Genomic DNA, 22,939 nt, shown 5'->3' with positions numbered 1-22,939 from the left:
TCACAGGTTCTTCACACTCCTCGGCCAGCATCTCGCGGCATGCGCCAAGTCAAGATCCATACCGGTGCCCTGATCGCCGCCGGACTGATCGCCGGGCTGGCCGGCTGCGGCTCGCCGGACGACGGCAGATCAGGGGACGGCCCGTCCGGCGCGAACCGGCCGGCGGCCGCCGGACCGCAGCGGTCCGAGCGGCAGGGCGGTGCCGAGATAGCGACCGTGCGCGGCCGCCGGATCGCCGTGCACCAGCAGAAGGGCGACCGAGCGGCCTGGAAGACGCTGTCCAGCCCCAACGAGATGGGCGCCGTCCGGGTCTTCCTCGTCGAGGCCAGGGACGGCGACTGGCTCAAGGTGCTGCTGCCGATCCGGCCGAACGGCAGCACCGGGTGGGTCAAGGCGTCCGACGTCCAGCTGTCGTCGACGCCCCACCGCGTGGAGATCGACCCGAGGGTGTTCACGTTCACCGTCTTCGACGGCGACAGGGTGCTGCGCACCGGAAAGGTCGCCACCGGCGAGGGCGGCACCCCGACACCGGCCGGCCGCTTCTACTTCACCGAGCTGGTCAGACCGCCGAACCCCAACGGCGCCTACGGCGCGTACGCCTTCGGGCTGAGCGGGTTCTCGCCGACGTTGAAGACGTTCGCCGGCGGCCCGGGGCAGCTCGCCGTGCACGGCACGAACAAGGCGGCGGCGCTGGGCGGCAGGGCCAGCCACGGCTGCGTTCGGGTCGGCAACGACGACATCACCTGGATGGCCAAGAACCTGGCGATCGGCACGCCTGTCGTCGTCAAGGAATGACACCACACCGAAAGGAACATCGATGCGCCTGAAATCCCTCATCGCAGCCGTCGCGCTGGGCGTCGGCCTGGCCGGTGCCGGCATGGCCACCGCCGAGGCCGCCACCGCCACCCCCCGGCCGAGCAGCCCGGCGGCGACCCCCACCCCGAGCGCCCCGCCCGGCAACCCGACTCCCCCTCCCGGGGGCCCGACCACCCGTCCTGGGGTCCCGACCCCGACCGCCCGCCCCGGCAACCCGCAGAAGCCCGGCGCGGCGCCGATGCCCCAGCCCCCCGGCAACGCCATCCCCAAGATGCCGAACTACACCGGCTGACCGTGACCGCGGGCCCGCACGTCTCCCGTCGTGCGGGCCTGCCGCCGTCGAGGCGCTAGATGAACTCCAGGGGCCGGACGGTGTAGTCGGACGGGATGTCGTCGTGCATGGCCTCGACCGGGCGTTCGGGGGCGGTCTCCTCCAGGAGGGCGGCGCGGCGGACGCGGTCGGTGCGGAACACGCGCCGGCCGCCCCGCATGCGGCACCAGGCCGTCAGGTACCAGCCGTCGCCGGACGCCGTGAACGTGACGGGCTCGACGTCGCGCTCGGTTTCGGCGCCCGCCCGGTCGACGTAGGTCAGGCGGACCACCCGGCGCGTGCGGATGGCCTCCTCCAGCACGGCCGGCACGGACGCCGGGTCGTCCATCTCGGCGGGGGTCAGGAAGCGGACGCGCTGGGCCAGCTCGCGGGCCGAGGCGCTGTCGGCGGCCGACATCGCGGCGACGATCTTGTGGAGGGCGGTGCGGGCGGCCCGGGAGTACGGTGAGCCGCCCGCCCGGGACAGGGTGATCGCGAGGGCGACGGCCTCGGCGGGGGTGAAGTTCAGCGGCGGCAGCGTCCGGCTCTTGTCGAGCGTGTAGCCGCCGCCCCGGCCGACGTCCGCGAAGATCGGCACACCGGCCTGCTGGAGGGCGCCGATGTCGCGCTCGATCGTGCGGACGCTCACCTCGTACCGCGCGGCCAGCTCCCGCGCGCTGGCCCGGCGCGGGGCGCGGGCACGCAGCTCCTCCACGAGCGCGTACAAGCGGTCGGTGCGGTTCACGCGCCGACCGTACGCGCCGGGTCCGACAGTCAGAGGGCGCGGAGGAAGCCGATCAGGGCCTCGTTGACCTCCGCGGGGCGTTCCTGCTGCGTCCAGTGGCCGCATCCGGACAGCCAGACGGTCTCGCGCAGGTTCGGCACGAAGTCGCGCATGGAGGCGACGGCGTCGCGGGCGCCGACGGCGACCAGGTCGCGGTCGCCCGCGATGTAGAGGGCGGGCGGGCCGATGGGGGCGCGGTGCCAGGCGGCGGTGAGCTCCCAGTTGCGGTCGAGGTTGCGGTACCAGTTGACCGGGCCGGTGAAGCCGCTCTCCGCGTACTCCTCGACGTAGGCGGCGATGTCGTCGCCGGTGAGCCAGCCGGGCAGCTTCTCCGGGTCGGGGAGGCCGTCGAGGAAGCCGCCGCCCTCCGGGGCGATCAGCGGCGGGCACGGGCCGTCGCCCGACACCCCGTACAGCATGCGGCGGAACGTGGCGGCCCGGTCGCGGTCGAGTTCGGCCTCCGGGACGTCCGGCTGCTGGAAGTGCACCATGTAGAAGCCGTCGCCGAACAGGCGGCGCATGGACTCCACCGGCGGCCTGCTGCCGCGCGGCCGGTGCGGCACCGACATCCCGACCACGCCGCGCACCTTGTCGGGGCGCATCTGGGCGACGGCCCAGGCGACGGGGGCGCCCCAGTCGTGGCCGACGACGACGGCGCGGTCGGCGCCGAGCGGGCCGACGAGCCCGACCGCGTCCGCGGCCAGGTGCAGGATCGTGTACTGGCCGGGATCGGCGGGGCCGCCCGTGCGGGCGTAGCCGCGCTGGTCGGGCGCGACGGCGTGGAAGCCCGCCTCGGCGAGCGCGGTGAGCTGGTGCCGCCAGGAGTACCAGCATTCGGGGAAGCCGTGCAGGAGGAGCACGAGGGGCCCTTCGCCCGCCTCGGCGACGTGCATGCGCAGCCCGCTGTCCGACCGGACGAAGCGGTGCCTGATCTCGTGCATCCCTACCCCTCGCGGCGTGGCCGGCCAGTGCGGGCCAACGGTAGCCGCCCAGGCGCATGCTCGGGACGCGGGAGGAGAAAAGGGCTGAACCAGGCGCACCCATACCGTCCGGCGGTGGATTGTGTGCGCGGCCCACATGGGAGGGCGGGCTCACGGTCCATAAGTTCTGCGCATGACGAGCGTGACACCGCGGGTGGACGCGGGGACTTCGGGGACGCTGGACCTGGCGGGCCGGCGCGCCCTGGTCACCGGCGGCGCGAGCGGCATCGGCCGCGCCTGCGCCCGGCGGCTCGCGGCGGCGGGCGCCGAGGTGGTGGTGGCCGACATCGACGGGGACGCGGCCGAGCGGACCGCCGCCGAGATCGGCGGGGTCCCCCTGCTCGCCGACCTGGCCGACGTGGACGCGCTCGACGGGCTGGCCGCCGGCGCGGACATCCTGGTCAACAACGCCGGGATCCAGTACGTGGCGCCGCTCCAGGACTTCCCGCCGGACACGTTCGCGCGGATCCTGCGGCTGATGGTCGAGGCGCCGTTCCGGCTGGTGCGGGACGCGCTGCCCGGCATGTACGAGCGCGGCTGGGGCCGCGTCGTCAACATCTCGTCCGTGCACGGGCTGCGGGCCTCGCCGTACAAGGCGGCCTACGTGACGGCCAAGCACGGCCTCGAAGGGCTGTCCAAGGTGATCGCGCTGGAGGGCGCCCCGCACGGCGTGACGTCCAACTGCGTCAACCCCGCCTACGTCCGGACGCCGCTGGTGGAGAACCAGATCGCCGACCAGGCGCGCACGCACGGGCTGCCCGAGGACGAGGTCGTCGAGCGGATCATGCTCGACCACGCGGCGGTGAAGCGGCTGATCGAGCCGGACGAGGTGGCCGAGCTCGTCGCCTACCTGTGCTCCCCGCCCGCCTCGATGGTGACCGGCGCGTCCCTGGCACTCGACGGCGGCTGGACGGCGCACTAAGAATGACCCGTATGACCTGCGGCGTCTTCCTCGAACTGCTGGCCCGGGAGGCCTCCCCCGTCGAGTTCGAGGGCCCCCTCGTCCAGGCGCGGGCGGAGGGCGCGCCCCCGGCCGTCCTGGAGGAGCTGGAGGCGACGAAGATCGCCGCGCTGCGGGTCCGGACGATCATGCGGCGGCACGCCCGCCGGGAGAACGAGCTCGCGGCGCTGTTCGACACCGCGGGCGACCTGGCCGGGCTGCGCGACCTCGACGCGGTGCTGGAGGCGATCACCCGCCGCGCCCGGCGGCTGCTGAACGCCGACATCGCCTACCTGACGCTGAACGACGACGAGCGCGGCGACACCTACATGCGGGTGACCGACGGGTCGGTGTCGGCGGCGTTCCGGCAGCTCAGGCTGCCGATGGGCACCGGTCTGGTCGGCCTGGTCGCGCAGACCGCGATGCCGTACAACAGCGCCCACTACCTGGGGGACGCGCAGTTCGAGCACCGCGGGTTCATCGACGACGCCGTCGCCGAGGAGGGCCTGGTCGCCATCCTCGGCGTGCCGATGCGGCTGGGCAGCCGGGTCATCGGGGTGCTGACGGCCGCGAACCGCAGCCAGCGCCCGTTCGACCAGGAGGAGGTGGCGCTGCTCGGCTCGCTCGCCGCGCACGCCGCCATCGCCATCGACAACGCCCGCCTCCTGGAGGAGACCCGCACCGCCCTGACCGAGCTGAGCGCCGCCAACGAGGAGGTCAAGGCGCGGAGCGCGGCCGTGGAGCGGGCGGCGCGCGCGCACGACCGGATGACCGCCGTGGTGGTCCGGGGCGGCGGCGTGGAGGATGTCGGCGCCGTGGTGACCGAGCTGCTGGGCGGCACCCTGCACGTCCTGGACGCCGACGGGCGCAGGCTCGCGACGACCGGAGCCGCGCCGGAGCCCCTCGGCGACGACGAGCTGGGCGGCGTCTCGGCCTCGGCGCACTCCGCGCGCGCCCAGGGCCGCACGGTCAGGCGCGGCGACCTGTGGATCGCCTCGGTCTCCACCGGCGACGAGATGCTCGGCACGCTGGTGCTGCGCACCGCCGACGAGGTCGACGACGCCGACCAGCGGATCCTGGAGCGGGCGGCGCTCGTCACCGCGCTGCTGCTGCTGTTCCAGCGCAGCGCCACCGAGGCCGAGGGCCGGGTGCGCGGCGAGCTGCTGGACGACCTGCTGTCCGGCCGCCGGACGGGCGCCGAGGCGCTGACGGCGCGGGCGCGGCGCGTCGGCGTCGACCTGGGCGCCCCGCACGTGGTGCTGTGCGCCAAGTACGACTCCCGCGAGCACCGGCCCCGCGCGGCCTTCTGGGCGTCGTCGTTCGCGGCGGTGGAGCACGGCCTGGCCGCCTCGCGGGCGGAGGAGGTCGTGCTCCTGCTGCCGGGCGACCGGCCGGGCGACGCGGCGCGCCGGGTCGCCAAGGAGCTCGGCGCCTCCCTCGGCGGGCCCGCCACGGTCGGCGCGGCCGGCCCGGTGAGCGGTCCGGGCGGGGTCGCCGCCGCGCACCGGGAGGCGCAGCGCTGCGCCGACGCGCTGCTGGCCCTCGGGCGTCGCGGCGACGGCGCCGGCGCGTCCGAGCTGGGCTTCGTCGGCCTGCTCATCGGGGACGACCGCGACGTGACGGGCTTCCTCGGGAGCGCGCTCGGCGCCGTCCTCGACTACGACGAGCGGCGCGGCACGGCCCTCGTCCAGACCCTGGAGGCCTACTTCGGGACGGGCGGCAGCCTGTCGCGGACGGCCGAGCGCCTGCACATCCACGTCAACACCGTGAGCCAGCGCCTCGACCGCATCGCCCGCCTCCTCGGCGACGACTGGCAGACCCCCGAGCGGGCCCTGGAACTCCAGCTCGCCCTGCGCCTTCACCGTCTCTCCCGCTGAGCCCGCCGCGACGCGGCGCGCCGCCCCCTTCCGGGGACGGCGCGCCGCTGACTCGGTTCGTGTCAGACCGAGGCCTCGACCTTGGTGTCCTTGCTCTCGGGGGCAGGGCGGGCGCGGGACGCACGGGCCGCGACGAGGTCGCGGGCGGTGCCCCAGACGCCGCGGCGGAACAGCAGCACGACCGCGATGAAGATCGCGCCGGTGATGATCCCGGTCTCCTCGAACCCGGCGGTGGCCAGGTAGTCGTTCAGCTCCACGACCAGGGCGGCGCCGATGGCCCCGCCCCACAGGGTGCCGATGCCGCCGAGGACGACCATCATCACGGCCTGGCCCGAGGTCGTCCAGTACACGCCCTGCAGGGACGCGAAGCCGTGCCCGACGGTGAACAGGCCGCCCGCGAGGCCCGACAGGGCCGCCGACAGGACGAAGGCGAGCAGCTTGTAGCGGTCGATGCTGTAGCCGAGCGCCCGCGCCCTGTTCGGGTTGTCGCGGATCGACATCAGGACCCTGCCGAAGGGGGAACGGACGATGCGCCAGGCGACGAACAGCCCGGCCAGGATGAACGGCAGCGCGGCGTAGTAGAAGAAGAACGGGTCGGACAGGTCCACCCCGAACAGCTCCCGGGGAATGCCCTGCAGGCCGTTCTCGCCGCCGGTCGCGTCCCTCCACTGGTTGGCGATGAAGTACACCATCTGCGCGAAGGCCAGCGTGACCATCGCGAAGTAGATGCCGCGCAGCCGCACCGACAGGAAGCCGATCGGGACGGCGAGGGCGGCCGCGAAGGCGGCGCCGCCCAGCACGGCCACGGGGAACGGCAGCCCGGAGTGCAGCGCGATCAGGCCGGTGGCGTACGCCGAGCCGCCCCAGAAGGCCGCGTGCCCGAACGACAGGAGCCCGGTGAAGCCGAGCAGCAGGTCGACGGCGGCCGCGAACAGCGCCCAGCAGACGATGTCCAGGGCGACCGGCGGGTAGACGAACCAGGGCAGGACGAGCGCCGCCACGAGCCCCGCGGCCAGCAGGACCGGCCGTCCGGCCAGCTTGGAGAGGATCACGAGATCTCCTCGGCGGTCACAGGATCTCCGGCGGTCACAAGATCTTCGGCAGTGACGGGATCTCCGGCGGTCACAGGGCCTCCGGCGGTCACAGGGTCTCTGGCGGTCACAGGGCCTCCTCGCGTCCGAACAGGCCCGCGGGTCGCCACAGCAGCACGGCGGCCATCAGGATGAACACCAGCGTCTGCGACAGCGACGGGACGTAGTAGTTGCCGAGGGCCGACACGAGGCCGACCGCGAAGCCGGCGGCGACCGAGCCGAACACCGACCCGAGGCCGCCGATCACGACCACCGCGAACACCGTGATGATCAGGTCGGAGCCCATCAGCGGGTTGACCGCCCGCATCGGCGCGGCGAGCACGCCCGCGAACGCGGCGAGCGCGATGCCGAACCCGAACACCGGCGTCACCCAGCGGGCGACGTCGATGCCGAGGGCCCGCGACAGCTCGGGCCGCTCGGTCGCCGCCCGGACGATCATGCCGACGCGGGTGCGGGTCAGCACCACCCACACGGCGCCGCACACCAGCACCGACACCGCCAGCACGAACACCTGGTAGGTCGGGTAGGTGAACAGGCCGAGGTCGATCGACCCGTCCAGCGCGGACGGGCGCGGGTAGGGCTGCGACTGCACCCCGTACCTGCGCTTCACCAGGTCCTGGAGGATCAGGGCGAGCCCGAAGGTGAACAGGAAGTTGTAGAGCGGGTCGAGCGGCGCGAGCCGGTGGATGAACAGCCGCTCCAGCAGCACGCCCGCGATCCCGAGGACGACGGGCACGATCAGCAGCGCGAGCCAGAAGTTCACGCCGAAGGAGTCGAGCAGCACGAAGGAGCCGAAGGCGCCGAGCATGTAGAACGCGCCGTGCGCGAAGTTGACCACGCCCAGCATCCCGAAGATGACGGCCAGGCCGAGGGCGAGCAGGGCGTAGAACGCCCCGCCCACCAGCCCGTTGAACGCCTGTTGCAGCACGTCGCGGCCCGCCTAGAGGGAGCAGGACGGGTCGGGCTGCTGGAACGCCTCCGCCGCCGGGATCGTGCTGACGATCTTCTCGTAGTCCCAGGGCTCCTTGACCTCGCTCCCGGGCTTGACCTCGGCGACGTAGGCGTCGTGGGTGAGCAGGTGGTCCTCGGCGCGGATCGTGCCGGTGGAGGTGAAGGCGTCGTTGACCTTGGCGCCTTCGAGCTGCTTCACCACGTCGTCGGACTTGTCGGTGCCGCCGCGCTGCACGGCCTCCAGGTACTGGAGCGCCGCCGAGTAGTCGGCCGCGTGCACGGCCGTCGGGCGGGCTCCGGTCTTGGCCTTGAACTTGTCGGCCCAGGCGCGGTTGCCCGCGTTGCCGTTCCAGTACCAGAAGTCGGTGAAGCGGGTCCCGGCGAGGGCGTCCGAGCCGAGCGAGTGGATGTCGGTGATGAACATCAGGCCCGCGGCGAGCTTCACGCCCTTGTCGCGCAGCTTGTACTCGTTGTACTGCTTGACCAGGTTGACGAGGTCGCCGCCGGCCTGCATGGCGCCGAGCACCTGCGGCTTGGGCTTCAGGCCCGGGGCCTTCAGCAGGAACGTGGAGAAGTTGTCGTTCGGGAACGGCGTCGGGTCGCTCTTCACGACGCTGCCGCCAGCGCCCTTGATGGCCGTCGTGAACGTCTTCTGCATGTCCTGCCCGAACGCGTAGTCCGGGTAGACGATGTACCAGTTCTTACCGCCGTCCTTGGTGACGCCGGTGCCCGTCCCGTTGGCGAGCATGTAGCTGTTGTAGCCGTAGTGGAAGGTGTACTTGTTGCACTGCTTGCCTTCCAGCTCGGTCGTCGCCGCGCCGACGTCGATGAACAGCTTCTTCTTGTTCTTGGCGACGGTGGCGACGGCGAGCGCGGCCGACGAGGTGGGCACGTCCAGGATCAGGTCGGCCTTCTTGCGGTCGTAGAGCTCCTGGGCCTTGGAGTTGGCGACCTCGGGCTTGTTCTGGTGGTCGGCGGAGATGACCTCGATCTTGTCGGTCACCGCCTTGTCCCCGTACTTGGCCTTGAAGTCGGCGACGGCCATCTTCACGGCCTCGACGGCGTTCTTGCCCGAAAGGTCGGCGTAGACGCCGGACTGGTCGGTCAGCACCGCCAGCACGAGCTTGTCATCGCTGATCTTTCCCCCGCCCCCGCCGGGTCCGCCCGCGCAGCCGGCCAGCAGCGCTCCGGCGGTCGCGAGCGCGGCCGAGCGTCCGAGAACTCTCATGGGGGTCTCCCTATATTCCGAGGTACTGGAGGAGTTCGCTCTCGCGGGCGCGGACCTCGTCGTTGTCCATGGACTCGACGATCCGGCCCTCGGCGAGCAGGTGGTGGCGGTCGGCGACGGTCGCGGCGAAGTGCACGTTCTGCTCGATGAGCAGGACGGTCACCCCGGCCGCCTTGACCTCGCGGAGGATGTCGCCGATCTGCTGGACGATCAGCGGCGACAGGCCCTCGGTGGGCTCGTCGCACAGGAGCAGGCGGGCGCCGGTCCGCAGCACCCGGGCGAGCGCGAGCATCTGCTGCTCGCCGCCCGACAGCTTCGTCCCGGGGAACCGGCGCCGCTCCCGCAGGCGCGGGAAGGTCTCGTACACCCGGTCCAGCGACCAGGGGTCGGGGCCCGTCACGGGCGGCAGGGTGAGGTTCTCCTCCACCGAGAGCGTCGCGAAGACGCCGCGGTCGTCGGGCACGTAGCCGAGGCCGCGCCGGGCGCGCCTGTGCGGGCTCAGCCCGGAGATGTCCTCGTCCAGGAACCGGACCGTGCCGGACGCGCCGCGGTGCAGCCCCATCAGGGAGCGCAGGAGCGTGGTCTTGCCGGCGCCGTTGCGCCCGACGAGGGTGACGATCTCCCCCTCGTCGACGTGCAGCGACACCTCGCGCAGGGCCCGGGCCTCGCCGTACCAGGCCGACAGTCCGTCAATGCGCAGCATGGGAGTCTCCGAGGTAGGCGGTGACGACGCGGGGATCGTGGCGGATCTCGGCGTAGGGGCCCTCGACGAGGACCTGGCCGTGCTGCAGGACGGTGACCCGGTCGGCGAGGCTGGAGACGACGCTCATGTTGTGCTCGACCATCACCACGGTCCGCCCGTCGCGCACCTTCTTGATGAGGTCGACGGTGCGGCCGACGTCCTCGACTCCCATGCCGGCGGTCGGCTCGTCCAGGAGCAGCACCTTCGGGTCCAGCGCGAGGGCCAGCGCCAGTTCGAGGGCGCGCTTGCGGCCGTAGGCCAGCGACCCGGCCGGGACGTCCGCGTGCTCGTCCAGCCCGACCTGCCCGAGCAGTTCGGCGGCGCGCTCGGAGTGGCGGCCGAGCGCCTTGTCCGAGCGCCAGAACCGCCAGCCGAGCCCCGTGCGGCCGGCGAGCGCCAGCTCCACGTGCTGGCGCGGCGTGAGCTCGGCGAACAGGCTCGTGATCTGGAACGACCGGGCGAGGCCGAGCCTGGCGATCAGCTCGGGGGGCCGTCCGGCCAGTTCCTGCGCGCCGAGCCGGACGCTGCCCGCGGTCGGCTTCAGGAATCCGGTCAGCAGGTTGAACAGCGTGGTCTTGCCCGCGCCGTTCGGCCCCACCAGCGCGTGGACGGACCCCTCGGCGACGTCGAGGTCCACGCCGTCCACGGCCCTGAAGCCGCGGAACTCCCTGACCAGGCCGCGCGCCGCCAGCACCGGGGCCTTACGGTCCGGGTCGCCCATGCGCCCTCCTCGCGCTCGTCGGGGACGGCCCGAATCGCACTCGGGCCGCCGTGACCGGGAACGCTAGGTGGCGCCCGCGGACCGGACCATGTGACCGGCACCCACATTCGGACGGCCGGATACGGGTGTGAGACACATCACGCGCAGGTCACGACCACGGGCACATGGCGGGTCGACGCGATATGTGTGCGGGCCACGTGGCAGCGGTCACAGGCGGCGCTCACCATGGCGGGCATCTGACGTCCGTCCCGAGGAGCCGGAATGCCCATCGTCCGCCCCGCCCTTACCGCCGGCACCGTGGCCGGCGCCCTCACCGCGGCCCTGGTCGCGCCCCTGGCCGCGCAGGCCGACGCGCGGCAGAGCCCCGGCTGCGCACCCGGGCTCGCGGTGCCGGGGGCGGAGAAGCAGGTGGCCGCCTGCCTCGGCGACCTCACGACCGCGGGAACGGTCGCCTCGGGCCACACCGTCCCGGCCGACTGGGCTGGGCTGCACGCCGCCGGGACGCGCAACCCGTCCGGGGTCCCGGGCATCCAGCTGGACGGCTACTTCCCCGACACCTCGGCGTTCAACGCCAACAACGGCTGGAACCACGACGCCCAGTTCGTCATCCGCCTGCCCGAGCGCTGGAACGGCGGACTCGTCGTCGCCGGCTCGCCCGGCAACCGGCGGCAGTACGCCAACGACTTCACCATCTCCGACTGGGCGCTCGCCAAGGGCTACGCCTACGCCGCGACGGACAAGGGCAACAGCGGCACCGAGTTCTTCAATGACGGCCGCCGCCCCGGCGACGCCGTCGTCGAATGGAACGAGCGGGTCACGCAGCTCACGCGGGCCGCGAAGAGGGTCGTCGCGCAGCGGTACGGGCGCACCCCGCGCCGCACGTACGCGGCGGGGATCTCCAACGGCGGATACCTCGTCCGCTGGCAGCTGGAGAACCGCCCAGAGCTGTACGACGGCGGCATCGACGCGGAGGGCACGCTCTGGCGCGCCGGCGGCCCGAACCTGTTCACCTACCTGCCGCAGGTGCTGCGCGCCTACCCGTCCTACGCGGCCACCGGCGACCCGTCCGCCCACAAAGCACTCCTGAACGCGGGCCTCGCCCCCGGCTCGGAGTTCCTCTGGCCGTTCCACGACCAGGTCTATTGGGGGCTCACCCAGCGCGTCTACCGCCAGGAATTCGACCCCGCCTACACGGGAGAGGAGGCAGCCTACGACTACGCCGCACGTCCGAGGAGCGTCCACCGTGCCGTCGCCCGCGTGGCGCTCACGGGCCGCATCCGCAAGCCCCTGATCACCCTTCACGGCACCTACGACACGCTCCTGCCCATCGGCACCGACTCCGACGTCTACGCGAAGCTCGTCCGCGCCAAGGGAAAGGCGCCCTACCGCTACTACCGCCTGGAGGCCGCCAACCACGTCGACGGCCTCTACGACTCCTTCCCCGACCGCCTGCGCCCGCTCCTGCCGTGCATGCGCACCGCGTTCACTGCCCTGGAGTCCTGGACGCAGCACGGCACCACGCCACCGAAGAGCGCCACGCTCCCCCGCCCCGCATCGGGCGACACCGTGAACACCTGCTCCCTCAGCTAGGGGAACACCATGAAACCCACCCCGTTCGTCGCGGCCGCCGCGCTCGCCTTAGCGACCGTCAGCGCGTCGCCCGCGTCAGCGGCCGCCGCCGCGCTTCCCCGCCACTCGATCAGCGCCTCGTACGTCAGCGGCGTCTCGTCCGGCGGCTACATGGCCGACCAGCTCCACATCGCCTACTCCGGGACGTTCCGGGGCGCCGGCATCTTCACCGCCGGGCCCTACCACTGCGCGCGGGGCGACGTGACGACCGCGCAGCTCGCGTGCATGAACGACCTCTACGACGACGCCCCCGCGGAACTGGAGCGCACGGCCCGCGACCGCTCGGCGCAGGGACGTGTGGATCCGGTGAGCAACCTGGCCGGGCACCCGGTGTGGATCTACCACGGGACGAACGACTCGACGGTGAAGCAGTCGGTGAACGACGACCTCGCCGGGTTCTACCAGGACTTCGGGGCCGCCGTCTCCTACACGAGGACCTCGCCGTCCGGGCACGCCTGGGTGAGCCCGCTCGGCCCCAACCCCTGCTCGGCCACCTACACCCCCTACATCAACACGTGCGGTGACGACCCTGAGCGCTCGATGCTGGGGCACCTGTTCGGGTCCGTGGCATCGCCCGCGTCCTCGCCCGGTGGCACGCTCATGGAGTTCGACCAGAACGCCTACGCGCCGGGCGGGAGCGCCTCGTCCATCAGCATGGACGCGACGGGCTTCGCCTACATCCCGGCGAGCTGCCGCTCGGGGACGTGCAGGCTGATGGTGGCGCTGCACGGCTGCCAGCAGGGGCGCGGCGTCGTCGGGAACGCGTTCGCGACGAAGACCCACCTCAACGAGTACGCCGACACCAACGGCATGATCGTCCTGTATCCGCAGGCCACCGCGTCCAGCTGGCTGGGCGGCAACCCGCAGGGCTGCTGGAACTGGTGGGGCTACGGCGGCGACACCGCCTACGACATGAAGGGCGGCAAGCAGGTGGAGACCATCATGCGGATGGTCCACGCCCTCGGCGGCTGACGCCTCACGGGTCGAGTTCGCCGCGTCCCAGCCGTCCAAGAAAGGCGGCGAACTCGGCGCCACCGAAGCGGAGAACCGTTCCGGCGGGCGCCTTGGAATCGCGGACGAGCACGACCGGATCCCGGCCGCCGGCGGCAATGCCGGCGGCCAGTTCGACGCATTCGTCACCGGAGGCGCTACGGGGTGTCCTATCCGCGCGCGCTGGCCGCCGCGCTGGCCGAGCTCAACCGGCAGCGCAGGCCGCCGATCAGGCTGCGGGTGGCGATGCACCACGGACCCCTGTCCGACGGGCTCTTCGGGGCGGTGGGCCAGGCTCCGATCGTCGTCTCCCGGCTCCTCGACTCGCAGGAGCTGCGGGACGAACTGCGCGCCGACCCCGCCCGCGAGATGGCTCTGATCGTCTCCTCGTCCCTCTACAGCGACATCGTCGAGACCGGATTCGAGGGCCTGGCGCCGGAGGAGTTCTCTCCCGTGGAGATCATCGCCAAGGGCGCCTCGTTCCGCGGGCACATCCACCGGAGGCCTCGCTGACCGTCAGAGCTTCGCGCGCGTCCAGGCGAGGAGGTCGTCGGCGGGGAGCGTGTTGACGACCCGCGACGCCGGCACCCCGCACCGGGCGGCCCGCTCGCAGCCGAACGGCTGCCAGTCGAGCTGCCCGGGCGCGTGGGCGTCGGAGTCGACGGAGAAGCGGCAGCCCGCCTCGACCGCCAGGCGCAGCAGGCGCTTCGGCGGATCGAGGCGCTCCGGGCGGGAGTTGATCTCGACGGCGACGTCGTAGGCGGCGCAGGCGTCGAAGACGAGCGCCGCGTCGAACTCCGACTCCGGGCGCAGGCCGCCGCGCCTGCCGCCGGCCTTCACGATGCGCCCGGTGCAGTGGCCGAGGACGTTCACGCGCGGGTTCGCTATCGCCGCGACCATCCGCTTGGTCATGGCGACGCGGTCCATGCGGAGCTTGGAGTGCACGCTGGCGACGACGACGTCGAGGCGGTCGAGGAGCTCGGGCTCCTGGTCGAGCGCGCCGTCCTCCAGGATGTCGACCTCGGTGCCGGTGAGGATGCGGAACGGCGCCAGGGAGGCGTTGAGCTCGGCGACGACGTCGAGCTGGCGGCGCAGACGGTCGGCGGACAGGCCGTTCGCGACCTTCAGGCGCGGCGAGTGGTCGGTGAGCGCGAGGTACTCGTGGCCCAGGGAGCGGGCCGTCTCGGCCATCTCCAGGATCGGGGACCCGCCGTCGGACCAGTCGCTGTGGGTGTGCAGGTCGCCCCTGAGAGCGGAGCGGAGCGCGGCCGTGGCCTCGTCCAGCGGCTCCCCCTCGGTGGCCTCCAGCCGGCGCAGGTAGACGGGGGTCTCGCCGCGCAGCGCCTCCTCGATCACCAGGGCGGTGACCTTGCCGATGCCGGGCAGCGCGGTGAGCGTCCCGTCGCGCGCGCGGCCGGCCAGCTCGTCCGGTGCCGTCCGCTCGGCGAGGTCGGCGGCCGTGCGGAACGCCCGCACGCGGTAGGTCGGCTCGTGGGCGCGCTCCAGCAGGAACGCGATGCGGCGCAGGGCTTCGACGGGCTCCACGTCTCGCACCGTACCCAGGTATGACCCGGCACGTCCCACCACGGTGTCATCCGAGCGAGACCGGGGTTCCCTAGCCTGGGGCCCATGGCCGGGGAGAATGTGACGCTGCGCGGCGTCCTGCGGGACGTGCTGCTCGCCGCCGCCGTGACCGGCAGAGCCGAACCGGCGCCGCTGAACCGGCCGTGGCCCCTGCTGCTGCGCTGGACGCGGTACATCGGGGTGGGGCGGCTGCCCTACGGGCTGGTGGCGAACCTGTTCGGGCTGGCCCTCACCGTCGGGCTCGTCGCCGGGACGGTGTCGCTGCTGTCCACCGAGACGATGCGGCGCGGCCTCTACGTCTCCGACGGGACGAAGTTCTTCATCGCCGTCGCGGTGACGGCGCCGCTGGCGCTGCGGGACCGCCACCCGCTCGGCGCGTGGCGGCTGAGCTTCCTGGCGATGGCGCTGATCGACGTCGGCGACTGGCTGACCGTCCCCTACGTCCCGGCGGGCTCGTTCGCGGCGGTCGCGACCCTCTACACGGTCGCGGTGCGCTGCTCGCGCGACGTCACGCTGGGCGTCGCGATCATCTCGTTCGCCGGAGTGTGGATCAAGGACCCGGCCTCCGGGGCCGGGGCGTCGGTGCTGCTCCTGCTGCCGCTGGCGGTGGGGTACGCGGTCCGCGTCCGGCAGACGTCGCGGCGCGAGCTGGCCGAGCAGGAGAAGCGGCACCAGGACGCCGAGGCGGTGCTGACCGAGCGGCAGCGGATCGCGCGGGAGCTGCACGACGTCGTCGCCCACCACATGTCGATGATCGCCATCCAGGCGGAGGCCGCCCCGTACAAGGTCGAGACCGTCCCGGACGAGACGCGCCGCGACCTCGCCGAGATCCGCGCGACCGCGCTGGACGCGCTGACGGAGCTGCGCCGCATCCTCGGCGTGCTGCGCTCGGAGGACGGCGCCGACACCGCCCCGCAGCCGAGCCTGGAGCGGCTGGACGAGCTCGTCGGCAACGCGCGCGGCGCCGGGCTGCGTGTCGAGACCCGGCTGGACGGCGACCTGGCGGGACTGCCCCCCGGCGTGGGCCTCACCGCGTACCGGATCCTCCAGGAGGCGCTGAGCAACGCCATGCGGCACGCGCCCGGTTCCCGCGTCGAGGTCGAGGCGTCCTGCGAGGGCGGCATAGTGTGGCTCGGCGTCGTCAACGGTCCGCCCGCGGGCGGACCGGGGTCCGTTCCGCCGCTTCCCGGCGGCGGCCACGGGCTGGTCGGGATGCGGGAGCGGGCCGCCGCGCTGGGCGGCGAGCTGACCGCCCGCCCCACGTCCGAGGGAGGATTCGCCGTGACCGCATCGCTGCCGGTGAAGGCGCGGGAGGCGACGTGACGATCCGGGTCGTGATCGTCGACGACCAGGGGATGGTGCGCACCGGCTTCGGCGTGCTGCTGAACGCCCAGCCCGACATCGAGGTCGCGGGCGAGGCCGCGGACGGCGCGGAGGGGCTGCGCCGCGTCGCCGAGGTGCGCCCCGACGTGGTGCTGATGGACGTCCGGATGCCGGTCATGGACGGCCTGGAGGCGACCCGCCGGCTGCTCGCCGGCGCCGGGGACGGCGCCCCCAAGGTCCTCATGCTGACGACGTTCGACCTGGACGACTACGTCTACGAGGCGCTGCGGGCCGGCGCCAGCGGGTTCCTGCTCAAGGACGCGTCCGCGACCGAGCTCGCCGACGCGGTGCGGGTGGTGGCGGCGGGCGACGCGCTGCTGTCCCCGTCGGTGACGCGGCGGCTCATCGCGGAGTTCTCCCGGCTCGGGGGCCCGCGCGCGCCGTCCCGCAAGCGGCTGGAGGAGCTGACCGAGCGGGAGACCGAGGTGCTCGCGCTGGTGGCGCGCGGCCTGTCCAACGGCGAGATCGCCGGGCGGCTCGTCGTCGCCGAGCAGACCGTCAAGACGCACTTCGGGCGGATCCTGATGAAGCTCGGGCTGCGCGACCGCCCGCAGGCGATCGTCTACGCCTACGAGGTGGGGCTGGTGCGGCCCGGCGACTGACGCCGGCCGCGTCCTGTCATACCGGGGACCCATCCCGTCATACCGGGGGCGCACGGCACGGGACGGCACCGTCGGCCGATGTGCGCTGACACGTCCGATTCCTACCTTCCTGATCAGTGCTCCACTCCACTGACCAGGAAGGAACCGCCGGATGCCCAGCGTTCGCAGGACCGTCGCCGCCGTTTCGGTGCTGGCCGCGGCCGGCTCGACGGCCGCCGCGGGGCACGCCGAGGTGTACGCGCCGCCGGCACCGGCCCCCGCACTGTCGGCGCCGGCTCTCGACGCCCGCTTCCAGGCGGCCGGCCGGGACATCACGCGCGCCCTGGCCACCGCGGCGCGCGTCCATGACGAGGGGCGGACGCGGGCCCTGTCCGCCTTCGCGGGGCCGGACCGGCGGTTCCTGTCGTTCGACGCCCGAGGCGGCGGGCGCGCTGTGGAGGTCCTGGGCGACCTCAGGCACGCCGACCGGATCGCGGTGGTCGTGCCCGGCGCGGACAACTCGCTGGCCAACTACGACTCGCCCAAGTTCGTCGGCGGCGGCAGCCGGGCGCTCTACCGGCAGGCCCGCGCCGCCGCGCCCGGCGCGCGGATCGCCGTCATCGCCTGGCTCGGCTACGACTCCCCCTCGACGCTGAGCGCCGACGCCCTGACCAGCGGACGTGCGGAGAAGGGCGCGCGGGGTCTCCAGCGCCTCCTCGCGGGCGTGCACGCGGTGAACGGGCGGGCCCGGTTCGCCCTGCTCTGCCACAGCTACGGCTCGGTGGTCTGCGGCAGGGCCGCCCGGCGCCTGGCGCCCCTGCCGGTGGAGGACATCGTCCTGTTCGGCAGCCCCGGCACCACCCTGCGCCACGTCTCCGACCTCAGGACGCCGGCGCGGGTCTGGGCGGGGCGGGCGAAGGGCGACTGGGTGAGGTACGTCCCCCACGTCCGGTTCGCCGGGCTGGGGTTCGGCGCCGATCCCGTCTCGCCCGGCTTCGGCGCCCTGCGCTTCGACGCGGGGACGGGCCCCCACAGCGGCTACCTGAAGCCCGGCTCCCTCGCGCTGCGCAACCTCGCCCTGATCGCTCTCGGCCGCGACGCGGAGGTCACCCGTGCCTGAGGACCGGAGCCCCGGCGAAGACGAGAACCGCGACCGGGCCGTGGACGCCCGGCAGACGCTCACCGTGTTCTACCTCATCGGTGGATACTCAGCGTGGTTCCTCTGCGTCTACGTGGCGACGCTGCTGCACGGGCCCTGACCGCCGGCCGCGACACGCCCGGGCGCGATCGGCCGTCGCGGTGGCCAACCGGTCCGCGATGGCGATCTACCTCTGGCACCAGCCCGCATTGCTCACCGTCACCGTGGGGGCACTGTTCGCGTTCGGTAGCCTTGAGGGGTCGCACACCGTTCCCGACCAGCCGGAATGGATCGCCGAGCGCCTCGCGTGGCTGGTCGCCCCCGGCGGCGCGCTCGCCGCCGGCGGGGCACTGGCCGCCGCCTTACCGCGACCGCGGCGGCACTCGCGGAACACGATCGCGGGGAACCAACCCGGTCCCCGGCCCGTACTTCACCAGAGGCGTCTCCTGATCCACCGGGGGGTGAGCCCGACACGCTGAACGATCTTCGATGGTAGAAAGGCGCCGATGCCGCCGCACCTCACGACGACCTCGCCGCGCCCCGCGCGACGGCGCGCCCGCCGCTTCCGCCGGGCCACCGCCGCCGCCGCGTCCATCGGGGTGGTGATGATGACGACCGCCGGGACGGGCCATGCCGACCCCTACGCGGCGCCCGTCGCGGTCCCCGGGATGGCGCCGTCGACGCTGGACGTCCGGTACGCCGCCGAGCGTCGCTCCATCGAGGAGGCCCTCAAGACCGCGGAGAAGCTCGGCGACACCGACCGGCGGAGAACGCTGGGCGCGTTCCTCCAGCCCGGACGCCGGTTCCTCTACTTCGACCCGCGCGGCCGCGGGCGGGCCATCGAGGTCGTCGGCGACCTCACCCGGGCACGGCGCGTCGCGGTGCTCGTTCCCGGCGCGGACACCACGCTCTCCGCGTTCGACAAGCGGGGCGGCAAACCCTGGTCGACGCCCGGCGGGGGCGCGCGCGCCGTCTACCAGCAGGCCCGCTCCCTGTCGCCCCAGCCCGGCCTGGCGGTCGTCGCCTGGCTCGGCTACGCGGCGCCCAAGACGTTCAGCAGCGACGTCCTCACCGCCGAGCGGGCCGCCGAGGGCGCCGTCCAGCTCCGCAAGTTCATGAAGGGCGTCCACCAGGTCAACCCGGGCGCCAGCGTGGGCCTCCTCTGCCACAGCTACGGCTCGGTGGTCTGCGGCCGGGCCGCCCTGGGCGGCTCCAACGGCGCCGCCTGGAGGCAGGTCACCGACATCGCCCTCTACGGCAGCCCGGGGACGACCACCTGGTCGGCGTCCAGGCTGGGCGGGTCGACCCGGGTGTGGGCGGGCCGGGGCGCGACCGACTGGATGGAGGACGTCCCGCACGTGCGGTTCCTCGGGCTCGGGCTCGGCCCCGACCCGGTCTCCGCGAGGTTCGGCGCCCGGGTCTTCGACGCCGGGCACGGGGGCCACAGCGACTACCTCGCCCCGGGTTCGGCGTCGCTGCGCAACCTCACCGACATCGCGCTCGGACGCGCCTCCGCGGTGACCCGCGGCTGACCCGGTTTGAGCGCTTCGGCCAGGACACCGCGGGTGGAGTGGCACTCTGTTGTGGTGAACACCGCGAACGAGGCCGAGATCCGCGAGCAGACCACCCAGCGTCTGGAGAAGGCGATGGGGACGTTCGGCACCGCGGCGCTGACCAGCATGGAGGAGCAGCTCCCCTGGTTCCGGCGCATGCCCGCCGACCAGCGCTCCTGGATCGGCCTCGTGGCGCAGGCCGGCATCGCCGCGTTCGTGGAGTGGTTCAAGAGCAACGAGCGCACCCGCCCCGCCATCGCCGGCGAGGTGTTCGGCACCGCGCCCCGCGAGCTGCTGCGCTCCATCAAGCTCCAGCACACCATCGACATGATCCGCGTCATCATCGACGTGGTGGAGACCCGGCTGGACGAGCTGGCCGCGCCCGGCGGCGAGGCCCAGCTGCGCGAGGCCATCCTGCGCTACACCCGCGACGTGGCGTTCGGCGCCGCCCAGGTCTACGCCCGCGCCGCCGAGACGCGCGCCGCCTGGGACGCCCGCCTGGAGGCCCTCGTCGTCAACGCGGTGCTGCGCGACGAGGTCGACGACGGCATGCACTCCTGGGCCGCCGCGCTCGGCTGGACGTCCAAGCCCGTCACCGTCATCGCCGGCTTCACCCCGGAGGACGAGGAGCCCGAGGTCACCATCGACCAGATGCAGCTGGCCGCGCGCCGCGCCCGCGCCGACGTGCTGGCCGGCGTTCAGGGGCACCGGGTCGTGGTGATCGTCGGCGGCGACACCGACCCCATGGACGCCGCCCGCCCGATCGCCGCCAAGTGCGGGCCCGGCCCGGTCGTCGTCGGTCCGCAGGTCGCCGACCTCTACGAGTCCACGATCTCCGCCCGCGCCGCCGTCGCCGGGCTGCGCGCCGCGTCCGGGTGGCCGGACGCGCCCCGCCCCGTCCTCGCCACCGAGCTCCTCCCCGAGCGCGCCCTCGACGGCGACGACGACGCGCGCGGCTACCTGGTGGAGAGCGTCTACAACCCGATGCTCGCCGCCGGCGCCCCGCTCCTGGACACGCTCACCACCTACCTCGAACAGGGATCATCGCTGGAGGCCACCGCCCGGCTCCTGTTCGTCCACCCCAACACCGTCCGCTACCGGCTGCGCCGCGTCGCCGAACTGACCGGCCTGGCCCCCACCGACGGCCGCAACGCCTTCACGCTCCGCATCGCCCTGGTCCTCGGCCGCTTCCACGCCCGCGCCGCCAGGACGACCGGGTAGCCAGAACGACCGGGTAGCGAGGACGGCCCGGGAGTGAGGAGCGTCGCACCGAGGCTCTCAGCCGGGGCTACAGGCGCTCACCAGGGTTTCTTGTAGGGGTCGTACAAAGCGCCAAGACCAAAGTTCGTCGTGATCGGCATCGTGGGCGCGGGCACATGACGGCAGGCTGGACGCTGTGATTCTCCTCGCATCGCCCGGCCAGGGCGCCCAGACCCCCGGCTTCCTGCAGCCATGGCTAGAGAAACCCGGCGTCGCCGACCGGTTCGCCTGGTGGTCGGCGGTCACGGGTCTGGACCTGGTGCGCTACGGGACGTCCGCGGACGCCGAGGAGATCCGCGACACCGCGGTCGCGCAGCCGCTGCTGGTCGCCGCCGCGATCGCCGCGTCCGAGGCCCTCTACGACGGCGCCCCGGGCGGCCGGACCGGGCCCGACGCCGTCGCCGGTCACAGCGTCGGCGAGCTGGCCGCCGCCGCGATCGCCGGGGTGCTCACCCCCGAGGCCGCGCTGGTCCTCGTCCGGGAGCGGGGCCGGGCGATGGCCGAGGCCGCCGCCGTCACCGAGACCGGCATGACGGCCGTGCTCGGCGGCGACGCCGACGAGGTCCTCGCCGCGATCGACAAGCACGGTCTCACCCCCGCCAACGTCAACGGCGCCGGCCAGGTCGTCGCCGCCGGGACGACCGAGCGCCTCGCGAAGTTCGCCGACGAGCCGCCCGCCAAGGCGCGCCTTCGGCCGCTGTCGGTCGCGGGCGCCTTCCACACCGAGCACATGGAGCCCGCCGTCGGCGCCCTGCGCCGCCTCGCGCCCGGCGTGCCCGTCGCCGACCCGCGGGCGAAGCTGCTCCAGAACCGCGACGGCGCCGTCGTCGAGAGCGGCCGCGACTTCGTCGCCCGGCTCGTCGAGCAGGTCAGCGCCCCCGTCCGCTGGGACGCGTGCATGGCGACCATGCGCGAGCTCGGCGTCACCGCGATCATCGAGCTGCCGCCCGCCGGGACGCTCGTCGGGCTGGCCCGGCGCGAGCTGAAGGGAATCGAGCTGGTCGCCCTCAAGACCCCCGCCGACCTTGACAAGGCCCGCGAGCTGATCGAGGCGGACGCGTCATGACCGCCGGACTCACCATCCCCGAGGCGGCGCCCGGCGCCCGCGTCCTCGCGTTCGGCGACTACCGCCCCGCCCGCATCGTCACCAACGACGACCTCGCGCGCACCGTCGACACCAACGACGAGTGGATCCGCAGCCGCGTCGGCATCTCCGAGCGGCGCATCGCCGGCGACGACGAGGGCATCGTCGAGCTCGGCGTGCACGCCGCCGGCAAGGCGCTGGCGAACAGCGGCCTCGCGCCCTCCGACATCGACCTGGTGATCCTGGCGACCTGCTCGGCGGAGACGCCGATGCCGGGCCACGCCGCGCAGGTCGCGCACCGCCTCGGCATCGAGGCGCCCGGCGCCTTCGACCTCAACGCCGCCTGCGCCGGCTTCTGCTACGCGCTCGGCACCGCCAGCGCGGCGGTCCGGGCCGGCAGCGCCCGCAACGTGCTGGTGGTCGGCGCCGAGAAGATGTCCCAGTGGATCGACTGGACCGACCGCTCCACCTGCATCATCTTCGCCGACGGCGCGGGCGCGGCGGTCGTCGCGCCCAGCGAGGCGCCCGGGATCGGCCCCGTCGTGTGGGGCAGCGCCGGCGACAAGTACGACAAGATCATCATTGATGACCGCAACTCGTTCATCCGGCAGGAGGGGCAGGCGGTCTTCCGCTGGGCCACCACCGCCATCGCGCCGATCGCGCTCCAGGCGTGCGAGCGGGCCGGGGTCAAGCCCGAGGAACTCGCCGCCGTCGTCCCGCACCAGGCCAACCTGCGGATCATCGAGGCGATCGCCCGCAAGGTGAAGGCGTCCAACGCCGTCGTCGCCACCGACATCGTGGAGTCCGGCAACACCTCGGGCGCCTCGATCCCGCTGGCGCTGTCCCGAATGATCGAACGCGGCGACGTGCCGTCCGGCGCCCCGGCCCTGCTGGTCGGGTTCGGCGCCGGGCTGTCCTACGCTGCCCAAGTCATCCAGATCCCGTAGGCCGTCACGCCTGCTCGCAGGCTCTGGACCAACCCACCGAAGGAGAACCCTGAACATGAAAGCAGTCGCCACCGAACAGGAGATCTTGGACGGCCTCGCCGAGATCATCGACGAGATCGTCGGGATCGACAAGTCCGAGGTGACCCCGGAGAAGAACTTCATCGACGACCTCGACATCGACTCCCTGTCGATGGTGGAGATCGCGGTGGCCGCCCAGGACCGGTTCAACGTCGAGATCCCCGACGACGAGCTGCGCAACCTGAAGACGGTCAAGGACGTCGTCAACTTCGTCCAGAACCTGCAGAGCTGAGCCGCGGGAGGGCGCGCCGCCACCCGGGAGGCGGCGCGCC

24 protein-coding genes and 1 pseudogene are annotated in these 22,939 nt (G+C 73.3%); 16 read left to right on the top strand and 9 right to left on the bottom strand.

Annotation, left to right across the window (positions count from 1 at the left end; genetic code table 11):
* Positions 1-39: 39 nt before the first annotated feature.
* Together AB0C69_RS10385 and AB0C69_RS10380 are read left to right on the top strand one after the other, a co-directional pair.
* Positions 40-795, top strand: coding sequence for a L,D-transpeptidase (locus AB0C69_RS10385; RefSeq protein ID WP_360352308.1), 756 nt, complete (start codon positions 40-42; stop codon positions 793-795).
* A gap of 22 nt (positions 796-817) precedes the next feature.
* Positions 818-1,108: a hypothetical protein gene (locus AB0C69_RS10380; protein ID WP_360352305.1), complete on the top strand. Its 291-nt coding sequence runs from the start codon at positions 818-820 to the stop codon at positions 1,106-1,108.
* 55 nt (positions 1,109-1,163) lie between these two features.
* Here the strand turns inward: AB0C69_RS10380 and AB0C69_RS10375 are convergent, their stop codons facing one another.
* Positions 1,164-1,871, bottom strand: a complete 708-nt coding sequence (locus AB0C69_RS10375; protein WP_360352302.1) for a WYL domain-containing protein — start codon at positions 1,869-1,871, stop codon at positions 1,164-1,166.
* 29 nt (positions 1,872-1,900) lie between these two features.
* Positions 1,901-2,851, bottom strand: coding sequence for an alpha/beta hydrolase (locus AB0C69_RS10370; RefSeq protein ID WP_345178629.1), 951 nt, complete (start codon positions 2,849-2,851; stop codon positions 1,901-1,903).
* A gap of 172 nt (positions 2,852-3,023) precedes the next feature.
* Between AB0C69_RS10370 and AB0C69_RS10365 the strand changes: the two genes are divergently transcribed.
* Positions 3,024-3,812, top strand: coding sequence for a 3-hydroxybutyrate dehydrogenase (locus AB0C69_RS10365; protein WP_345178630.1), 789 nt, complete (start codon positions 3,024-3,026; stop codon positions 3,810-3,812).
* 11 nt (positions 3,813-3,823) lie between these two features.
* Positions 3,824-5,707, top strand: coding sequence for a GAF domain-containing protein (locus AB0C69_RS10360; RefSeq protein ID WP_360352297.1), 1,884 nt, complete (start codon positions 3,824-3,826; stop codon positions 5,705-5,707).
* 62 nt (positions 5,708-5,769) lie between these two features.
* Here the strand turns inward: AB0C69_RS10360 and AB0C69_RS10355 are convergent, their stop codons facing one another.
* The 5 genes from AB0C69_RS10355 to AB0C69_RS10335 all read right to left on the bottom strand — a co-directional run bounded on the left by AB0C69_RS10355 (position 5,770) and on the right by AB0C69_RS10335 (position 10,440).
* Complete coding sequence (locus AB0C69_RS10355) at positions 5,770-6,759, bottom strand: branched-chain amino acid ABC transporter permease (protein WP_360352294.1); 990 nt, start codon at positions 6,757-6,759, stop codon at positions 5,770-5,772.
* A 106-nt stretch (positions 6,760-6,865) separates the two neighbouring features.
* Positions 6,866-7,726, bottom strand: coding sequence for a branched-chain amino acid ABC transporter permease (locus AB0C69_RS10350; RefSeq protein WP_345178634.1), 861 nt, complete (start codon positions 7,724-7,726; stop codon positions 6,866-6,868).
* A gap of 12 nt (positions 7,727-7,738) precedes the next feature.
* Positions 7,739-8,977: an ABC transporter substrate-binding protein gene (locus AB0C69_RS10345; RefSeq protein ID WP_360352291.1), complete on the bottom strand. Its 1,239-nt coding sequence runs from the start codon at positions 8,975-8,977 to the stop codon at positions 7,739-7,741.
* Positions 8,978-8,987: 10 nt separating this feature from the next.
* The gene (locus AB0C69_RS10340; RefSeq protein ID WP_360352288.1) at positions 8,988-9,680 is read right to left on the bottom strand and encodes an ABC transporter ATP-binding protein; all 693 of its coding nucleotides are present in this window, start codon (positions 9,678-9,680) and stop codon (positions 8,988-8,990) included.
* Positions 9,667-10,440, bottom strand: coding sequence for an ABC transporter ATP-binding protein (locus tag AB0C69_RS10335; RefSeq protein WP_360352285.1), 774 nt, complete (start codon positions 10,438-10,440; stop codon positions 9,667-9,669). Before AB0C69_RS10335 ends, AB0C69_RS10340 begins: the two co-directional genes overlap by 14 nt.
* A gap of 261 nt (positions 10,441-10,701) precedes the next feature.
* On the opposite strand from AB0C69_RS10335, the gene AB0C69_RS10330 reads away from it, so the two are divergent.
* Positions 10,702-12,030, top strand: a complete 1,329-nt coding sequence (locus tag AB0C69_RS10330) for a tannase/feruloyl esterase family alpha/beta hydrolase (protein ID WP_360352282.1) — start codon at positions 10,702-10,704, stop codon at positions 12,028-12,030.
* Positions 12,031-12,039: 9 nt separating this feature from the next.
* Positions 12,040-13,041 (top strand): PHB depolymerase family esterase, encoded by a 1,002-nt coding sequence (locus AB0C69_RS10325; RefSeq protein WP_360352279.1) that lies wholly within the window; start codon positions 12,040-12,042, stop codon positions 13,039-13,041.
* Positions 13,042-13,045: 4 nt separating this feature from the next.
* On the opposite strand, the pseudogene AB0C69_RS10320 reads toward AB0C69_RS10325, so the two are convergent.
* Positions 13,046-13,210, bottom strand: a pseudogene (locus AB0C69_RS10320) (DUF397 domain-containing protein); the annotation flags it as partial.
* Positions 13,211-13,224: 14 nt separating this feature from the next.
* Here AB0C69_RS10320 and AB0C69_RS10315 point away from each other — a divergent pair.
* Positions 13,225-13,572, top strand: a complete 348-nt coding sequence (locus AB0C69_RS10315; RefSeq protein WP_360352276.1) for a hypothetical protein — start codon at positions 13,225-13,227, stop codon at positions 13,570-13,572.
* Positions 13,573-13,575: 3 nt separating this feature from the next.
* Here the strand turns inward: AB0C69_RS10315 and AB0C69_RS10310 are convergent, their stop codons facing one another.
* On the bottom strand, positions 13,576-14,604 hold the full coding sequence (locus AB0C69_RS10310) for a PHP domain-containing protein (RefSeq protein WP_360352273.1): 1,029 nt from the start codon (positions 14,602-14,604) through the stop codon (positions 13,576-13,578).
* A gap of 84 nt (positions 14,605-14,688) precedes the next feature.
* On the opposite strand from AB0C69_RS10310, the gene AB0C69_RS10305 reads away from it, so the two are divergent.
* The 9 genes from AB0C69_RS10305 to AB0C69_RS10265 all read left to right on the top strand — a co-directional run bounded on the left by AB0C69_RS10305 (position 14,689) and on the right by AB0C69_RS10265 (position 22,899).
* A complete protein-coding gene (locus AB0C69_RS10305) occupies positions 14,689-15,966 on the top strand; it encodes a sensor histidine kinase (protein ID WP_360352270.1) in 1,278 nt (425 codons plus the stop codon).
* Positions 15,963-16,628, top strand: a complete 666-nt coding sequence (locus AB0C69_RS10300; RefSeq protein WP_345178654.1) for a response regulator transcription factor — start codon at positions 15,963-15,965, stop codon at positions 16,626-16,628. The genes AB0C69_RS10305 and AB0C69_RS10300 overlap by 4 nt, the downstream gene beginning before the upstream one ends.
* Positions 16,629-16,779: 151 nt before the next feature.
* On the top strand, positions 16,780-17,727 hold the full coding sequence (locus tag AB0C69_RS10295; RefSeq protein ID WP_360352266.1) for an alpha/beta hydrolase: 948 nt from the start codon (positions 16,780-16,782) through the stop codon (positions 17,725-17,727).
* Entirely contained in the window at positions 17,720-17,866 is a 147-nt protein-coding gene (locus tag AB0C69_RS10290) for a hypothetical protein (RefSeq protein WP_360352263.1), read from the top strand. Before AB0C69_RS10295 ends, AB0C69_RS10290 begins: the two co-directional genes overlap by 8 nt.
* 385 nt (positions 17,867-18,251) lie before the next feature.
* Positions 18,252-19,277: an alpha/beta hydrolase gene (locus tag AB0C69_RS10285; protein WP_345178659.1), complete on the top strand. Its 1,026-nt coding sequence runs from the start codon at positions 18,252-18,254 to the stop codon at positions 19,275-19,277.
* Between the two features lie 54 nt (positions 19,278-19,331).
* Positions 19,332-20,519 carry a helix-turn-helix domain-containing protein gene (locus AB0C69_RS10280; RefSeq protein ID WP_360352260.1) on the top strand — a complete coding sequence of 396 codons (1,188 nt, stop codon included), beginning with the start codon at positions 19,332-19,334 and terminating at the stop codon, positions 20,517-20,519.
* Between the two features lie 175 nt (positions 20,520-20,694).
* Complete coding sequence (locus AB0C69_RS10275; protein WP_353834574.1) at positions 20,695-21,624, top strand: acyltransferase domain-containing protein; 930 nt, start codon at positions 20,695-20,697, stop codon at positions 21,622-21,624.
* Positions 21,621-22,589: a beta-ketoacyl-ACP synthase III gene (locus AB0C69_RS10270; protein ID WP_360352256.1), complete on the top strand. Its 969-nt coding sequence runs from the start codon at positions 21,621-21,623 to the stop codon at positions 22,587-22,589. The genes AB0C69_RS10275 and AB0C69_RS10270 overlap by 4 nt, the downstream gene beginning before the upstream one ends.
* A 55-nt stretch (positions 22,590-22,644) precedes the next feature.
* Entirely contained in the window at positions 22,645-22,899 is a 255-nt protein-coding gene (locus AB0C69_RS10265; protein WP_345178665.1) for an acyl carrier protein, read from the top strand.
* Positions 22,900-22,939: the final 40 nt, after the last annotated feature.

The organism is Actinomadura sp. NPDC048032 (assembly GCF_040653175.1).
Lineage (GTDB): Bacteria > Actinomycetota > Actinomycetes > Streptosporangiales > Streptosporangiaceae > Spirillospora > Spirillospora verrucosospora.
The sequence above is the reverse complement of the archived record's forward strand: the minus strand, read 5'-3'. Positions and strand labels throughout refer to the sequence as shown.

Bases quoted from the DNA above. Each gene is read 5' to 3' on its own strand.
- AB0C69_RS10365 (WP_345178630.1), top strand. From the start codon at position 3,024: ATGACGAGCGTGACACCGCGGGTGGACGCGGGGACTTCGGGGACGCTG.
- AB0C69_RS10385 (WP_360352308.1), top strand. From the start codon at position 40: ATGCGCCAAGTCAAGATCCATACCGGTGCCCTGATCGCCGCCGGACTG.
- AB0C69_RS10330 (WP_360352282.1), top strand. From the start codon at position 10,702: ATGCCCATCGTCCGCCCCGCCCTTACCGCCGGCACCGTGGCCGGCGCC.
- AB0C69_RS10370 (WP_345178629.1), bottom strand. From the start codon at position 2,851: ATGCACGAGATCAGGCACCGCTTCGTCCGGTCGGACAGCGGGCTGCGC.
- AB0C69_RS10340 (WP_360352288.1), bottom strand. From the start codon at position 9,680: ATGCTGCGCATTGACGGACTGTCGGCCTGGTACGGCGAGGCCCGGGCC.
- AB0C69_RS10335 (WP_360352285.1), bottom strand. From the start codon at position 10,440: ATGGGCGACCCGGACCGTAAGGCCCCGGTGCTGGCGGCGCGCGGCCTG.
- AB0C69_RS10285 (WP_345178659.1), top strand. From the start codon at position 18,252: ATGCCGCCGCACCTCACGACGACCTCGCCGCGCCCCGCGCGACGGCGC.
- AB0C69_RS10380 (WP_360352305.1), top strand. From the start codon at position 818: ATGCGCCTGAAATCCCTCATCGCAGCCGTCGCGCTGGGCGTCGGCCTG.
- AB0C69_RS10265 (WP_345178665.1), top strand. From the start codon at position 22,645: ATGAAAGCAGTCGCCACCGAACAGGAGATCTTGGACGGCCTCGCCGAG.
- AB0C69_RS10305 (WP_360352270.1), top strand. From the start codon at position 14,689: ATGGCCGGGGAGAATGTGACGCTGCGCGGCGTCCTGCGGGACGTGCTG.
- AB0C69_RS10360 (WP_360352297.1), top strand. From the start codon at position 3,824: ATGACCTGCGGCGTCTTCCTCGAACTGCTGGCCCGGGAGGCCTCCCCC.
- AB0C69_RS10345 (WP_360352291.1), bottom strand. From the start codon at position 8,977: ATGAGAGTTCTCGGACGCTCGGCCGCGCTCGCGACCGCCGGAGCGCTG.
- AB0C69_RS10295 (WP_360352266.1), top strand. From the start codon at position 16,780: ATGCCCAGCGTTCGCAGGACCGTCGCCGCCGTTTCGGTGCTGGCCGCG.
- AB0C69_RS10270 (WP_360352256.1), top strand. From the start codon at position 21,621: ATGACCGCCGGACTCACCATCCCCGAGGCGGCGCCCGGCGCCCGCGTC.
- AB0C69_RS10325 (WP_360352279.1), top strand. From the start codon at position 12,040: ATGAAACCCACCCCGTTCGTCGCGGCCGCCGCGCTCGCCTTAGCGACC.